The organism is Pseudohongiella sp., assembly GCF_040877505.1.
Lineage (GTDB): Bacteria > Pseudomonadota > Gammaproteobacteria > Pseudomonadales > Pseudohongiellaceae > Pseudohongiella.
Map to the genome: position 1 here is coordinate 1 of NZ_JBBDNQ010000015.1, position 14,871 is coordinate 14,871.

Below are 14,871 nucleotides of genomic sequence, written 5' to 3' on the forward strand. Positions count from 1 at the left end.
AGACATCATCAATGATTCCCGAGGTAAATTCCACCTCGCCAGCCTGCTCCCAGATACCCTGATTGCGCCAGACATAGAGATAACCCATGCCGACCAGTCCAACGTCTGGCACGTCGGCCACCACCAGCAGCTTATCGGGATCGGGCAGGGATTTGCGCAGTACCTGTAACAAACGGTCGCGCTCAGACTCCTTCAGGCTTTGCGGCGGCGCACCTGAAACATGCAGAGCGAGTTTGGCGAGGAAATCCACCATCACGGGGAGATCTTCCGCGACGGCTTCCCGCACCAAAAATCTATTGTCTCGACCTGCTTTTTTTCCCATCTTACGGCTCCGGGCAATCGCCGCTTTGTTGACTGCTTAAGTTTAGCAGCGACTAATCTGTATTGAAAACCGGAAACCCCTCGAGACTCTCTCGCTTAAACGCAACCTCTTCGAACAGCAAAGGGTAGAAAAAATGTCTGATCTGCGCATGGTAATCACGAATTGTCTGGTCATAAACCAGCGCCGATCTCATGTCTGTTTCTGCCACGCTCTGTATTGCCCGAAGCACCGCCACTGGCGGTGACAACAACGCAACCCGACCCGTCATCGCATCGCGTTCCCTGATGGCCTCTCTGTAAGGCAGTGACAAAGGCTCTGCCGTTTCATCCCCCATCTGCTGAAAGGCGTAGTACCACTTCCAGTGGAATGGCACATCAACCGGAGCTGAATGTGACCATTCGGGATGGCTGGCATAAAACGGCTCCATGGTGGCCGATTTGGGCAGGTCCCAGGCAGCGTTTACGGTTTCGCGTTGCAGCAGGCTGATCTCGGCGCCATCAATTCCCGGTACCGCACGGTCAATCAACAGCTTGCCCGCCAGCGGCACCAGCAAGGCCAGTACCAGCCACAGCCCGGTCAGCACAGCAGCATTTACGGAAGCGGCCCAACGTCCGAACGCGATGGCACAAACCAGCGCTGTCCAGAACGCCACATTGGTCAGCACGATGCCGGAGATCACCAGCAGGTCTCCGGCGCCGGCGCCAAACAGCGAACCCATCAGCCACAGGGGCAACAGGCAGGCCAGCGCTGTGCCTGAGGACAGCACCAGCACCCGGGCCAGCCACACGCGCTGCGGCCTGGCGGCCGTCGCCGTCAGCATGGGAACGCGCCCGGCATCACGCTCGGAGGCATATACATCGTAGAGCAGCACGATGATGAACAGCGGCAGCAGAAACGCAATCACAAACGCGTAGTCGAAGCGGCCGGCCAGGCTGAGCTCAGGGTTGAAGTTGTCCGACTCGTGAATCTGACCTTCCAGCGCAAGCGCACGCACTCTCAACATCCAGGGCGATATATCACGTTGCCCGATGGCCAGAAATGCAGCGTCCGAGGGTGAATCGTAAGTCAGCGAGAAACCGGAGTAAGCGGCGCCGCCATAGTCGGTGGCGGCGTCGAACACTTCGGCAAGCTCCACCTCGGATTGGGCGAGCGCCCTGTCGATGGTATCGGTTTGCCGGCTGATTTCTGCCTGGCCCAATGAGATGGCCAACAGACACATGAGCGCCAATGCCAGCCAGGCGAAACGGGTGATACGGTTGGCACTGACAAAACGCGCCTCGCGACGAATATTCTGAATGACTTTCACACTTCACCTGCCTTGCGTGCAACGCGATTGATCAATACCACAGCTGCCATCAGCCAGAGTGCCATCACCAGTATCAGAGGCAGGGCAGAAGCCAGGCGCTCACCGACAGGCCGCGGCGTGAACGCGAAACCCTGCAGGCGTTGCCAGAAATCAGCACTGACGCGCGTGCGTTGCTCGGCCTCGTGGTCGACGCTACGCGCCGAATCATCGGCAAAATGCACTTCATTGGCGTGCAACGTATTGATTGACTGAATCAGCTCGAAGCGCTGCGCCTCTGCGGTATCCAGAAACCGCTGATGGTTGATCAGGTCGGTACCGGCAGTGCCCATGGACAGATTACGCACTGCGATATAGGGACTGACTACAGAGAACAGATTAATCACCCGTGCCTGCTCTCGCTGCGTAGCGTGTAATTCGCTGGCGTACTGGTTCATGACGGCGCTGCCTTCGGCTTCACCCTGCAATGAGACCAGACCACGGTAGTTGACGGGTAGTTCGTTAATGCTGTCCACACCGTACTCGTCCAGCACCTGATCCTGAAATGAACGGAAACCCGGGTCGTTGATATCGTGGCTGTCACCTACAACACGCATGTCGCGCTGGATAAGAATATCCATTTCGGTCTGGGTCTGTGACGTGACCAGGGTGGCAGCTGCATCTGCCGCAATCCGCGGCACCAGTATTGTGGTGACTGCCCACACGATCATCAGGGTGATCAGCGCTGCCCGGGCGCTGCGCGCGAGTGTCGACACTACCGTGATCAATACTACCCAGAATCCAAGATACGCTGCATGAGCCGCGAACACGATCAGAGCAGGCAGGGTTTCTGCCGGGTAACGCATACTGAGCCAGAGTGCACTGATCAATAACGGCAGAGTGGCCAGGGCAGCGACGCTGCCGATCGCGGCAGCCTTGCCCAACACCAGGGATCGGGCTGGCACCCCCTGCGCAATCAATTGCAGCATGGTGCCGCGCTCACGTTCGCGTACCACGCTGGTGAATCCCAACAGGATCAACAGCAAGGGTGCAATGACCTGCAAGGCGAAAGCCGGAGACACCACGCCCAGTCGTGTGAGCACAGATGTTTCGCGAGCCTCGGCGAAGGTCGCGGTGTTGCGGCGGTGACCTTCCAGGAAAATGGAGCGGCCGGTAAAGGGATCAACACCGGGATCGATAACCGACAGTGGCGCCGGTGTGCGGAACACATAGTGCCCGTAGTGCACCATGCGATGTGGGTGCCGCGCCGGCTGGCTGCGGAAGGTTTCTTCCGCTTCACGTTGATACGCTTCGCGGGTTTGAGCCTCGGATATCAGCTGTTGCGCCGAACTGGCCGCAGCAACAACAATCAGACCCAGCAGCATGACAATGACGGTGACGGCCAGGCGGGTACGCAACAAATGTTGCCACTCCCCGCGGGCAATACGCAGAGTAGTATTCACGCCGCCTCCTTGTTGGCGAAGCTGCGCTTGACCACATTCACATCGACATGAACAAGTTTGCCGTCGGCGTCGCGTGACGCGTCAAATTGATTGACCAGGTGACCATCGCGCAGCAGGCCGATACGGGAGGATACTTCACAGGCGCCAAACAGGTCGTGAGTCACCATCAGGATGGCGACATTGCGCTCACACAGTGTGATCAGCAATTGATGAAATTCCTCAACGGCAATGGGATCCAGGCCGGAGGTGGGTTCGTCCAGCAGCAGCACGGGCGTTTTCCTCAGCAGCGCCAGCGCAATGGCGACTTTTTGTCGCATGCCTTTGGAGAAACCGGCGCTGCGTCTGTCGCGCGCCTCCGGTTGCAGTGACACAGTGTCCAATGCCTCCTCTATAGCAACCGGGTCGGTATCCGAACCGGCCAGTTCCAGGAAATAACGAAGATTCTCGCGCGCACTCAGGTGCTCATACAGACTCGCCGTTTCCGACAGATACGCGAGTGAGCGGCGAACCGCTTCCGGCTCCTTCGATGCAGAATGCCCACAAACAGTCACCTCACCGGCGCTTGGCTGAAGCATTCCGATACAGGCCAACAAAGTGGTTGATTTGCCCGCACCGTTACCACCCAGTAAGGCGAACACTTCGCCGGGTGCCACTGAAAAGTTCAGATTCGACAGGACCTCCTGGCCCTGACGTGTCACATGTAATCCTTTAACTTCAATAATCGGAGTTGCCATTAGAATGTTACCTCTGCTGAAAGCCGGGCGCGACGTGGTGTACCAGGTTGTATCCACACCTGGGCGTAGGAGTTGGGGAAATACTCTTTGTCGAAAGCGTTATCAAGTTCAGCGCGCAATGTGATGTTGTTGCTGACGTTGTAGCCTGCATGCAGGCGCACCAGGGTATAGGCTGGCAGCGTGAAGTCGGTGGCGGTCTCGCCCAGGCGCTCCCCCACGTACAGGACACCGCCACCAACGGTGAAAGACTGGCCAGCCAGCATGAGGTCGCGACTGATCTGGGTGCTGAGTGTGTGCCGTGGCACATTGATCAGACGATCACCACTGGCTATCTGTCGGCCAAAATCCGTATCGAGTACACCCCGCGACGCCTCTGCATCGATATAAGCGTAGGAAATATGCAGATTGTACTCGGCCAGTCTGCCCATCAGGTCAAATTCGAGACCGCAGCTGCGCGCCTCTCCGATGGCGACCGAGAACCCGGGGTTTTGCGCATCAGAGCTGAGCATGTTTTTTTGTTTCTGCTCGAAGATCGCCACATTGCCCTGCAGTCGTCGATTCATCAGTTCAAACTTGACGCCCGCCTCCAGTGAACTGCTTTGATTGGGGTCGAATGCCCTTCCCGTAAAGTCGGCACCTGAATTGGCGCGAAAACCCTCACCGTAAGTACTGTAGAGACTGACCTCGTTGTTCACTGCATAGACCAGACCCAGCTGCGGACTGATACGTGTGTCCGATTGCCGTGCGCTATTACCATTGAGTCGATTGTCTGTGCGCTGGCTGAAATCGTCATGACGAAAGCCCAGACGTATTTGCAGTTGTTCAGTCAGATTTATCTGGTCCTGTACGTACAGCCCGGTTGCCTCAAGTACTTCGCGGCGATCGGTCAGGGGGGAAGTGGCCGGCAACGGGAACTGGCCATAGACAGGGTTGTAGATGTCAATGGCATAGGAATCCTGCAAGCTCGTGCCGGACCCAACAGCCGGGGCCCGGTAACGACGAAACTGCTGGTCGTTTTTAAAGCGGTCGCTGTCCACGCCCACAATAATGCGGTGAGTCAGAGGCCCGGTCATCATCTGGCCACTAAGTTCTGCACGCAATACTGCGTATTCTGCATCATAGGCTCGATGACGGCGTTGCCGGGTCAAATTACGGCCATCGATACTCAGACGTTGACGTGCACCGAAAAATTCCGGGTCTGAAGAGAAGCCGGCCAGGGAGGTGTCACGAAAGTTGGCCCCCAGCAATAATGCCCAGTCCTGGTTTATTTCATGGTTCAGTTCAAGTTGATGCCCCAGTACCCTGGCATCCATTGGACCATCGCCCGGTTCGCCGAGGAAGCGAGAAGGCGGCAGTTGTCCCGGATTCCCGTCAACGGCAACGATGCCGCGATCAAACGGCACCTTTTGGCGTGACGCTTCGAGTTCGTAAACCAGTGTTGTCCCATCAGCAATCTGGAGCAACATGGAGGGGAAGACGCCATATTTTTCGTAAGTCACTGTGTCACGGAAACTGTCGCCATCTTCAAAAAAGCCGACCATCCGGACAGCTGCCCGGTCCGCGATCGGATCAGAGCTATAGTCGGCATCCGCGCGCACGGTGCCGAAATCATCCGCACTGATTCGCAGCTGGCCAGCGGCACTGCCGGTAGGACGTTTGGTGCGCAAATTGACCGTGCCGCCGGGTTCACCGCGCCCGAAAAGTGCCGCCGAAGGGCCTTTTAACACTTCGACGGCTTCAATACCCGCGATGTCACGGGAACCACCGAAACCACGACCTGCATTAAAGCCATTCACCATAAAGTTACTGGGCAGATTACCGTCACCGGCAAAACCGCGCACGGCAAAGCTGTTCCACAAACCGCCAAAATTGTTCTGTCGGCTGATGGCTGCTGACAACGACAAGGCCTCAGTCAGCTCTGTCACACCCGCCTGATTCATCAGCTCGGTGTCAAGGACCTGAATCGCCTGCGGGGTTTCCAGTTCGGTGAAGTTGCCACGGTAGGCCCGGAACTGATTGGTGACGATTATTTCCTCGATGCCGCCGGCATTCTGTTCACTCTCGGCAGCACTCCCGGTACTCACGGTCGACTGCGCTGCTGCGATGCTGGTCAGGGTCGCACCGGACAGCAAAAAACAGACTTTAAGGGCAGGCATCACTAACGATCTGGAAGGGGGTCGGGCAGCCATGGGGAATCCTTTGTTGAGGTATAAAATAAAAGATATGCTATACCATAACAATTTATTGTCAACCCGGCTGCAACATTTTAAATAAGCGTGCCATGGAAAACCGCAACGTCAGCAGGGCTGCGCCCGATGTAGTGGGTCGCTGGCCCGACCGGTCATGACACTGGACAACGCCTTGATCCGGAGATACCTTACAGTCCTTCCTGTACTCTCTCTGACTCGCAAGGAGTCTTTCATGACAAGGTTTCAAACAGCTGGCCCGACGTTAGTTTTGCTGTCTTTGCTGATGTCCGCCTGTGCCACCTCGCCCACGGGGCGTTCCCAGATGTTACTGGTGTCAGAAGGCCAGATGGCCGCAATGGGTGACGAGGCTTTTAACCAGCTCAGGCAGGAGAACACTGTCAGCACCGATCAATCTCTGACCCGTTATGTCAATTGTGTATCCGATGCTGTTCTTGCCGAGGTGGATGGGAATCAAAACTGGGAGGTGGTGCTGTTTGACGACGACGCGGCTAATGCGTTCGCCCTGCCCGGTGGCAAGATCGGTATTTTCACCGGACTGCTCAATGTGGCCGAAAACCAACACCAACTTGCGACAGTCGTGGGACATGAGATTGCTCACGTCACCGCCCGGCACTCTGCAGCCCGTGTTTCCAACCAACTGGCCACCCAGATGGGAATATCGGTTCTCGCTCAGACCACTGGTATGGACCCGGGGTTGATCGGTATGGGCGCTAATCTTTTGCTTACCTTGCCGTACTCACGTGCCGACGAAACCGAGGGCGACCGCCTGGGCCTCGACTATATGGCCCGGGCCGGATTCGATCCCCGCGAGAGTGTCGCCCTGTGGCGTAATATGGCTCAGGCGGCCGGTGAACGACCACCTGAGCTCCTCTCCACACACCCCGCGCCCCAGGCACGCATTCGGGAGCTGGAGCAGCGAATGCCAGCTGCACTCAGCTCTTTTGACGCAGCCCGGGCCCAGGGGCGGCGGCCAGAATGCCGACCCTGATGAAACTACTGAGTAGTCTTCGCGTGGTGACGGCTACAATCCTGCTGAGCCTCAATTCGATCATTCATGTCACACCGTTGTTGCTGGTGGCCCTGATCAAAGCGATCATTCGTGTGGGACCGGTGCTGACGCTGTGTGACCGGGTTCTGATGGCCATTGTCGCCAGCTGGATCGATGTTAACAGCTGGATGTTCGATCACCTGACCAACACGGAGGTTGTTGTGACCGGTCTGCCCGACCCCATGCCTGAGGGTCATTTTCTGCTGATCTGCAATCACCAGTCCTGGGTCGACATTCCCGTCCTGCAGAAACTGTTCAACCGGCGCCTTCCGATGTTGCGCTTTTTCCTGAAAAGTCAGCTTATCTGGGTGCCGGTATTGGGACTTGCCTGGTGGGCACTGGACTTTCCGTTCATGAAACGCTATTCGCGCCAGCAGATTGAAAAGCGCCCAGACCTGGCCGGCCGGGACGCAGCCGCCACAAGAAAGGCCTGTGAAAAATTCCGCCGCATACCCGTGTCCATCGTCAATTTTGCCGAAGGCACGCGTTTTCGCACCGACAAACATGCAAACCAACAATCGCCGTTTCGGCATTTACTCAAACCAAGAGCCGGGGGCACCGCACTGGTGCTCGATGCCATGGCTGAGTCGCTGGATACCCTGGTGGATGTCACCATTACCTATCCCGAGGGTGCGGGCGAGCTCAACGATCTGTTTGCCAACCGGATCGGGCGCATCGTGGTTGACGTCCAGACCCTGCCCATTCCTGCCGAGCTGCGCGGTGGCGACTACCAGAACGATGAGGCCCATCGTGCACGCATGCAAGCATGGGTTAACGAGCGTTGGCAGATCAAGGACAAAACAATCGATCGCCTGCTGAAGCCTTAGTGCGCGATCGATTCCTCCAGCGCACGGTGAAGAGTGATCACCGTCCGGAATTATTTACTGGTTCGGAGCAAGCCCGGGGGCTTTCCTGAATTGTCCGTCATTTCGGGATAGAACCCTATCGGGGAAGCACCCGTATCAACCACTCGGCAACAAGAAGATTGGCTCCTAATCCAATGAGTCTATCGTAATCATGAAGCAGTTGAGCCAGGAGTGGCCCCAGTGTGTCAACTTGTCCGAGCGTCAACACGGCAAGGATTTCGATAAACAAAGGCGTTACCACCGCAAGAGTGATAGCAACCGCCCTGTACATCCATCGTCTGTGCGCTGTGATTTGTTGATTGAGCACATAATAAAACGCCAGTGAGAAGGCCACGACCATACCCGTGCTCACGATGACCAGGCCAATGTAACGCATGCCAAGTTCTTCCGGCGTTAAAACGTGGTGCATCCAGACCCCGGAAGCAGCCAGAATGTAAGCACTGAGTAGTGCAATTCGCCCACTGACGCGATGCCATTGGGGATGTTTTTGCCGCAATGCTGGCGAGAACTGCAGTGGGACTGTCAGAAAAAAGGCGACACCACTGGAGCCGTGAACCAACACTGCCAACGGTGACTCAAAGTAGCGTGCATTGACTAGGGACATTAGAAGTGGGGAATCCATTGGGCCCAGTAATACCCCCAGCACAATAAAAATGGCCGGAACCCCGGGGATTGCGGTTAACACAAATAAAGTGCCTACCAACGGCCAATTATGCGTTGTAGTAGCAGGGGAACTGTCGAGTTTATGCACACGGGTGAAGGTCATCTGATTGTCTCATTTTGGCTGTTTGGTTAAGATGCCTTCCATGTTGCGCCAAGCTGCGGGAATCGTCGTCCGGATCCATGGGCTCGTACTTATTTTTGTCCGATACGATAGGCTTGGCCGTCCATCTGCCGACTAACCTGCAGAATTTAAAGGAATTATAAGTAAATGGAAGATCACCGTGTCTGATAGCGCCGTTGTTTACTTTCTGACTTGTGTTTCCCTGGCCATCATCGCATTTAGCGTTCATCTCCTGCTTTTACGATCAACTAAACAGGCAGTGTATTTGCCTTTGGCGGGCTGCCTGGCTGCGATTGCTGTGTTGATTTGCCAGCCAGTATTAAAAGAGCTCGCGCCCAGCCTGCAAGTATTGTTTTTGCTGCTTGCGTTACCTGCGTTATACCTCATCCCGCCCTGCTTTTGGCTTTACGTACAAGGCATCACCAGTAGTACAAAATGGCAACTGGGCCGCACTCATCTCAAACATTTTGTCCTGAGCGGGGCTGGGCTATGCATTGTCATCGGTGCATTACTGCTGCCCGGCGAATTACGCCATGCGATCCTGGTAGACGGGGACGAAGCCATGCTGGCATCAACAACGAGTATGGTGCGTTACATTGTTTATGGCCTCCTTATCATCACATTTATTCTGGTGTTGGGTTGGATCGTGCAGGCAGGCTTCTATGTTTATGTCGTGTACCGTCGCCTGAATAGTTATCGGGCTCAACTGAGGGAATTATTCGCCAGTACCGAGGCGCAGGAAGGGCGCTGGATTCTGTGGATTTTACTCGCGGTAGGCGGCGTCTGGCTGTTTGCTGCGGGCACCCTGCTGTACGACAACCTGGTTGCCCCTGTCCAGACAGATGCTGTGCTCAGGAATCTGGTGATTCTGGTCATGATCTGGAGCGTGGCCATATGGGGGTTGCGGCAGAAACCAGGTTTTGAAGAGCTGTATCAAAGTAATAGTGAGACGCAGGAGGTGCTCAAATCGATTACGGAACACAAATACCAGCGCTCTGCTTTAAATGCGCAATTGGCCGACAGTATCGTGACCAGACTGACTTATGCCATGGAATACGATCGACTCTTTTTGGATGCTTCTCTCTCGTTGCCCAAGCTTGCAAAACATATTTCTCGGTCGGCGTACCATATCTCGCAAACCTTGAATGAAACGATGGGGGTAAATTTTTTCGATTACGTGAACCGTTACCGCGTCAATGCCGCCAAAGAACAACTAAAAAACACAGATGATACGGTACTGGATATCGCGATGAATGCCGGCTTTAACGCCAAGTCCTCGTTCTATACTGCGTTCAAAAAAGAAACCGGGGTCACGCCCAATCAATACAGGAAGGCAGAAAGGACCAAGTCATGACCACGACCTCCCCGGGTACCGCGCAGGCGCAACCCATGACCCGAGTGGAACAGATGCTGCAGCGAACGCTGTTTGCTGACATTTTTAGATTGGGTGCGCTGGCGCCATTCGGCTTGGCGCCTGGCGATAGCAAAGTGGATGTACTCCATCTAGATGCATTACCTGCTGATAGCCTGAAATTCACCGGTGTCTGCCGTCACCAGGCTTCCAACAGTGATGGCGATCCAGGAAGCGATAAAACCCGGAATGATCTCGTAAACGCCCGTACCACCCATGAATTCGACGTTCCAGCCAAGCGAAATCCAGATCACCACAGTCGCAGCGCCAACAACAAGTCCCGCTAAGGCACCCGTGCCATTCGTGCGGGGCCACATCAGCGACAGGATAATCAATGGTCCGAACGCTGCACCGAAACCCGCCCAGGCATTACTGACCAGCGCCAGAACCTGAGAGTCCGGATCGGACGCGATCACAGCTGCCATCAGACCCACGGCAACAACACAGCCCCGGCCTGCATTGACATACTCGCGGTCCGTCGCCGCCTTACGCAGAAGCAGGCGATAGAAGTCCTCGGTCAGCGATGACGACGACACCAGAAGCTGGCTGGAAATAGTGCTCATCACAGCGGCCAGCAGCGCGGCATAAAGGAAGCCGGTAATCAGTGGATGGAACAACAACTCAGACAGAATGATAAAAATGGTTTCCGGGTCCGCCACATCCAGTCCATTTCTGAGCGCATAGGCCCGGCCGAAAATGCCCAGGGAAACAGAACCGACCAGTGAAACGCCCATCCAGGTCATGCAGATATTGCGGGCAATCGGCACATCTTTCAGGGTGCGAATTGCCATGAAACGGACGATGATATGGGGCTGCCCGAAGTAACCAAGACCCCAGGTGACCGCAGAAAGCCAACCAACAAAGGTTAGACCCTCGGTCCACGACAAGAGTGTCGGATCAACATCATTCAGGGTTTCAGACGCCTGGGCAAAACCCCCTCCGCCTTCGCCGAACAGCACCACTGCCGGCATAATCACCAGGGCCAGCATCATGATGCAACCCTGAACAAAATCCGTCATGCTCACCGCCAGGAAACCACCCACAACCGTGTACGCCAGCACCACACCCAACGTAATAACAATACCCGTGGCGTAATCACTCAACCCACCAACATTCATGATTCCCGCAAAGGCACTTTCAAACAACTTGCCGCCTGCAACCAGGCCGGACGCGGTATACACAATAAAAAAACAACGATCACGAGCGCTGAGACCGTTCGCAACGACAATGCCTGCGTAGGAAAACGATTCGCCAGGAAGGCCGGAATGGTAATGGCGTTTCCATAGTGGACAGTTTGCTCGCGCAGCCTGGGTGCCACCAGGATCCAGTTGATGAGCGCACCCACAAACAGGCCAATGCCAATCCAGGCAGACGCGAGGCCCGATACATACAAAGCCCCGGGCAGACCCAGCAACAGCCATCCGCTCATGTCAGATGCACCCGCAGACAAGGCGGCAACCTTGGGGCTGAGCGTCCGCCCGCCCAGCATGTAGTCTTCCGAAGATGACGTTGATGTGCGCATCGCGTACACGCCGATGATTATCATCAGCCCAAAATAGCTAAACAGGCTTATCCAGGCACCAACAGCCATGGAACGTCTCCGGTTATATGAGTCAGGTTCAATTTTGTATAGTATGGTTTATTGAATCAAAAATCAGCGAGTACATTTCGCAAGTAACTTTCTATACCAAAGAATTCTTTGAACGACTTTCTACAAGGAGCTTTCTATGCATGTCGGAATACCCAGCGAGATCAAGAATCGAGAGTTCCGGGTCGGTCTTTCACCTGCGTCGGTTCGCGAACTAGCGACTCATGGACACCAGGTATCCGTTCAGAAAGATGCAGGTCTGGCCATCGGCTTTACCAACCAGGACTATGAAAGGGCCGGTGCGACTATCCTGCCTGATGCTGCGGAGATCTACGCACGTTCCGATATGATCGTGAAAGTCAAGGAGCCACAACCCGTTGAGCTGAGCATGCTCAGAGAGAATCAGATTATTTTTACTTATCTTCACCTGGCTGCCGACCAAAAGCAGACCGAAGGGCTGATCTCCTCAGGTGCAGTGGCAATCGCTTATGAGACAGTCACTGATGACAAGGGGGGCTTGCCACTGTTGGCGCCCATGTCCGAGGTTGCTGGTCGTCTGTCAATCCAGGCAGGCGCACACGCCCTTGAAATGAGCCAGGGCGGCAGCGGCATCCTGATGGGTGGTGTTCCAGGGGTACCTCCGGCAAAAGTAACCATCATTGGCGGTGGGGTTGTCGGCACCAACGCAGCCCGCATGGCAGTCGGGATGGGGGCAAATGTCACCATCATCGACCGATCTCTGGTTCGTCTTCAGCAGCTTGATGATTTGTTTCAGGGCCGCATTACAACAGCTTATGCCACACAGGAAAGAATCGAGGAGGAGCTACTGCAATCTGATCTTGTGGTTGGCGCCGTTCTCGTCGCCGGTGCTGCTGCACCCAAACTGGTATCCCGGGAGATGGTTAGCAGAATGAAACAGGGGTCAGCCATGGTAGACGTCGCAATCGATCAGGGTGGTTGTTTTGAAACATCTCACGCTACAACTCACGAAAATCCGACATACCTGGTAGATGGCGTCGTTCATTACTGTGTTGCCAATATGCCCGGTGCAGTTGCCCGCACGTCGACACTTGCGCTTAACAACGCCACGCTGCCGCATGTTCTGGCAATCGCCAACAAGGGGTGGGAGGCCGCGCTCCGAGACAACAAGCACCTGCTGGCCGGACTGAATGTTTGCAGAGGCAAAGTCACGTATAAAGCTGTGGCTGACGCGCTTGGCCTAGAACATACGCCGGCACAAGAGGCAGTACCTCGCGCCTGAAGGGTGCGCCGGAAGCGAAGCCAGCCCCTAACGCGCCCGCGCGGCAATCCTCCGGTACTCACGATATACCGGCGTCCAGAAGTTTCGCTCAATGATTTCTGCCAGCTCATCATCGGGAATTTCACGCGCATGCCCCTGACTCATCGCCATCTTTGCCACGGCAAACGCGATCTTGCGGCTGATCTGCGGTAAATCTGTCAGCGGCGGCAAAATTGAAGCCGACGGGTCCTCAATCTGCGGCGCATTTTCTGACAAGGTGATGCTGGCGATCATCAACATTTCATCAGTCACGCGCGCTGACTTGCAGGCAATCACACCCAGGCCGATGCCGGGGAAGATGTAACTGTTATTGCACTGCGCAATCGCATAGGTTTTGCCTCTGTAGTCCACTTTGCCGAACGGGCTGCCGGTGGCCACGATGGCGCGGCCATCGGTCCATTCCAGCACCTGCGCCGGGGTTGCTTCCACCTGACGCGACGGATTGCTCAACGGCAGAATAATCGGGCGCGGACAGCGCGCCTGCATCCGGCGCACAACCTGCTCGGTGAACAAACCCGGTTTGCCCGACACACCGATGAGCACACTGGCGCCCACGTTGTTGATTACATCAAGCAGACTGGCGTACTGGTTGTCTCTTTCTAAAACCTCTTTTTCCAAGACCTCTCTTTCTAAAACCCAGGCATCAAGCGCCGCTTTCGGTTGCATCAGCTTTGCCTGGAAATCCATCAGGTTTTGCATTCCCTCGGTCAGCAGTCCAAAGCGATCCACCATAAAAATCTGTGAGCGCGCCTGCGCATCACTCAGGCCTTCGGCGATCATGGCACTGATGATGAGTTCTGCGATGCCGCAACCGGCTGAGCCTGCCCCGACAAAAACAATACGTTGCGCACTCAGCCTCTCGCCTTTTTTGCGGCAGGCGGCCAGCAACGTTCCCAGCGTGACTGCCGCCGTGCCCTGGATATCGTCGTTAAAACAACACACACGATCGCGGTGGCGCTGCAGCAAAGGCATGGCATTGGGCTGTGCAAAGTCCTCGAACTGAATAAGTACGCCTGGCCAGCGCGCTTGCGCGGCGTCGATAAACTCGTCGACAAAGGCGTTGTACTCATCGCCCGTGATACGAGGATGACGCTTGCCCATGTACATCGGATCGTCCAACAAGATTGGGTTGTTGGTGCCAACATCCAGCGCCACCGGCAGCGTGTAGGCCGGGCTTATGCCGCCTCCTGCCGTATAAATAGCCAGTTTGCCAATCGTGATACCCATGCCGCCTATGCCCTGGTCGCCAAGGCCCAGCACACGCTCGCCGTCGGTCACCACAATCACTTTAACTTTGTCTTTGGACACGCTGTGCATGATGTCCGTCATGTACTCACGTTCTTCGTAAGATACAAAAATGCCGCGCGCGCTGCGGTAAATGTCGGAGAAATGTTCACAGGCATCACCCACCGTGGGCGTATAGATGATGGGCAGCATTTCCACCAGGTGCTCGCTGATCAGGCGATAGAACAGCGTCTCGTTGGTGTCCTGCACAGCGCGCAGATAAATATGCTTGTTGATTGGGTCTTCGAAGCTGCGATACTGCATATAGGCCCGTTCAACCTGGCCTTCAATGGTTTCGTAACGAGGCGGCAACAGGCCCAGCAAATTAAATGTGCGCCTTTCTTTTTCGGTAAATGCAGCACCTTTGTTCAGCAACGGGGTTTCCAGCAGCGTGGGGCCAGCATAAGCGATGTACAGGGGTTTGCGTGTAGACATTAGAAGCTCGTAAAAAAAGGATCAGCAGACTCTTCGTGTTGGACAGAGTATATACGTTTTGGCCTTGTTATTCCGGGCATATTGACAAGCACCAACCATTAAACCAAAACGCAACCATTACGAAACCAAAGAGACTCCGGTATA

At 55.5% G+C, this 14,871-nt stretch carries 10 protein-coding genes and 2 pseudogenes; 4 read left to right on the top strand and 8 right to left on the bottom strand.

Going from position 1 to position 14,871, the window contains the following annotated elements:
• The 5 genes and pseudogenes from WD071_RS04495 to WD071_RS04515 form a co-directional block, all read right to left on the bottom strand.
• Nucleotides 1-322: pseudogene (locus tag WD071_RS04495) on the bottom strand (GNAT family N-acetyltransferase); the annotation flags it as partial.
• 52 nt (nt 323-374) lie between these two features.
• Nucleotides 375-1,628, bottom strand: coding sequence for a DUF3526 domain-containing protein (locus WD071_RS04500; protein ID WP_368047147.1), 1,254 nt, complete (start codon nt 1,626-1,628; stop codon nt 375-377).
• Nucleotides 1,625-3,067: a DUF3526 domain-containing protein gene (locus tag WD071_RS04505; RefSeq protein ID WP_368047148.1), complete on the bottom strand. Its 1,443-nt coding sequence runs from the start codon at nt 3,065-3,067 to the stop codon at nt 1,625-1,627. The genes WD071_RS04500 and WD071_RS04505 overlap by 4 nt, the downstream gene beginning before the upstream one ends.
• The gene (locus tag WD071_RS04510; RefSeq protein WP_368047149.1) at nt 3,064-3,801 is read right to left on the bottom strand and encodes an ABC transporter ATP-binding protein; all 738 of its coding nucleotides are present in this window, start codon (nt 3,799-3,801) and stop codon (nt 3,064-3,066) included. Before WD071_RS04510 ends, WD071_RS04505 begins: the two co-directional genes overlap by 4 nt.
• Nucleotides 3,801-5,957, bottom strand: coding sequence for a TonB-dependent siderophore receptor (locus WD071_RS04515; protein ID WP_368047150.1), 2,157 nt, complete (start codon nt 5,955-5,957; stop codon nt 3,801-3,803). The genes WD071_RS04510 and WD071_RS04515 overlap by 1 nt, the downstream gene beginning before the upstream one ends.
• Nucleotides 5,958-6,222: 265 nt before the next feature.
• Here WD071_RS04515 and WD071_RS04520 point away from each other — a divergent pair, with 265 nt between their 5' ends.
• Together WD071_RS04520 and WD071_RS04525 are read left to right on the top strand one after the other, a co-directional pair.
• The gene (locus WD071_RS04520) at nt 6,223-6,999 is read left to right on the top strand and encodes a M48 family metallopeptidase (protein ID WP_368047152.1); all 777 of its coding nucleotides are present in this window, start codon (nt 6,223-6,225) and stop codon (nt 6,997-6,999) included.
• Nucleotides 6,999-7,886, top strand: coding sequence for an acyltransferase (locus WD071_RS04525; RefSeq protein WP_368047153.1), 888 nt, complete (start codon nt 6,999-7,001; stop codon nt 7,884-7,886). Before WD071_RS04520 ends, WD071_RS04525 begins: the two co-directional genes overlap by 1 nt.
• Before the next feature lie 115 nt (nt 7,887-8,001).
• On the opposite strand, the gene WD071_RS04530 is transcribed toward WD071_RS04525, so the two are convergent.
• The gene (locus tag WD071_RS04530) at nt 8,002-8,691 is read right to left on the bottom strand and encodes a DUF2306 domain-containing protein (protein ID WP_368047154.1); all 690 of its coding nucleotides are present in this window, start codon (nt 8,689-8,691) and stop codon (nt 8,002-8,004) included.
• Between the two features lie 178 nt (nt 8,692-8,869).
• On the opposite strand from WD071_RS04530, the gene WD071_RS04535 reads away from it, so the two are divergent.
• Complete coding sequence (locus tag WD071_RS04535) at nt 8,870-10,063, top strand: helix-turn-helix domain-containing protein (protein ID WP_368047155.1); 1,194 nt, start codon at nt 8,870-8,872, stop codon at nt 10,061-10,063.
• Between the two features lie 158 nt (nt 10,064-10,221).
• Here the strand turns inward: WD071_RS04535 and putP are convergent.
• Nucleotides 10,222-11,711, bottom strand: a pseudogene (putP, locus tag WD071_RS04540) (sodium/proline symporter PutP).
• Between the two features lie 136 nt (nt 11,712-11,847).
• Here putP and ald point away from each other — a divergent pair.
• On the top strand, nt 11,848-12,969 hold the full coding sequence (gene ald / locus WD071_RS04545; RefSeq protein WP_368047156.1) for an alanine dehydrogenase: 1,122 nt from the start codon (nt 11,848-11,850) through the stop codon (nt 12,967-12,969).
• Between the two features lie 27 nt (nt 12,970-12,996).
• On the opposite strand, the gene WD071_RS04550 is transcribed toward ald, so the two are convergent.
• Nucleotides 12,997-14,727 (bottom strand): NAD-dependent malic enzyme, encoded by a 1,731-nt coding sequence (locus tag WD071_RS04550; protein ID WP_368047157.1) that lies wholly within the window; start codon nt 14,725-14,727, stop codon nt 12,997-12,999.
• Nucleotides 14,728-14,871: the final 144 nt, after the last annotated feature.

Excerpts from the sequence above, each read along its gene's own strand:
- WD071_RS04550 (WP_368047157.1), bottom strand. The coding sequence starts at position 14,727 with ATGTCTACACGCAAACCCCTGTACATCGCTTATGCTGGCCCCACGCTG.
- WD071_RS04510 (WP_368047149.1), bottom strand. The coding sequence starts at position 3,801 with ATGGCAACTCCGATTATTGAAGTTAAAGGATTACATGTGACACGTCAG.
- ald (WP_368047156.1), top strand. The coding sequence starts at position 11,848 with ATGCATGTCGGAATACCCAGCGAGATCAAGAATCGAGAGTTCCGGGTC.
- WD071_RS04520 (WP_368047152.1), top strand. The coding sequence starts at position 6,223 with ATGACAAGGTTTCAAACAGCTGGCCCGACGTTAGTTTTGCTGTCTTTG.
- WD071_RS04515 (WP_368047150.1), bottom strand. The coding sequence starts at position 5,957 with ATGCCTGCCCTTAAAGTCTGTTTTTTGCTGTCCGGTGCGACCCTGACC.
- WD071_RS04530 (WP_368047154.1), bottom strand. The coding sequence starts at position 8,691 with ATGACCTTCACCCGTGTGCATAAACTCGACAGTTCCCCTGCTACTACA.
- WD071_RS04525 (WP_368047153.1), top strand. The coding sequence starts at position 6,999 with ATGAAACTACTGAGTAGTCTTCGCGTGGTGACGGCTACAATCCTGCTG.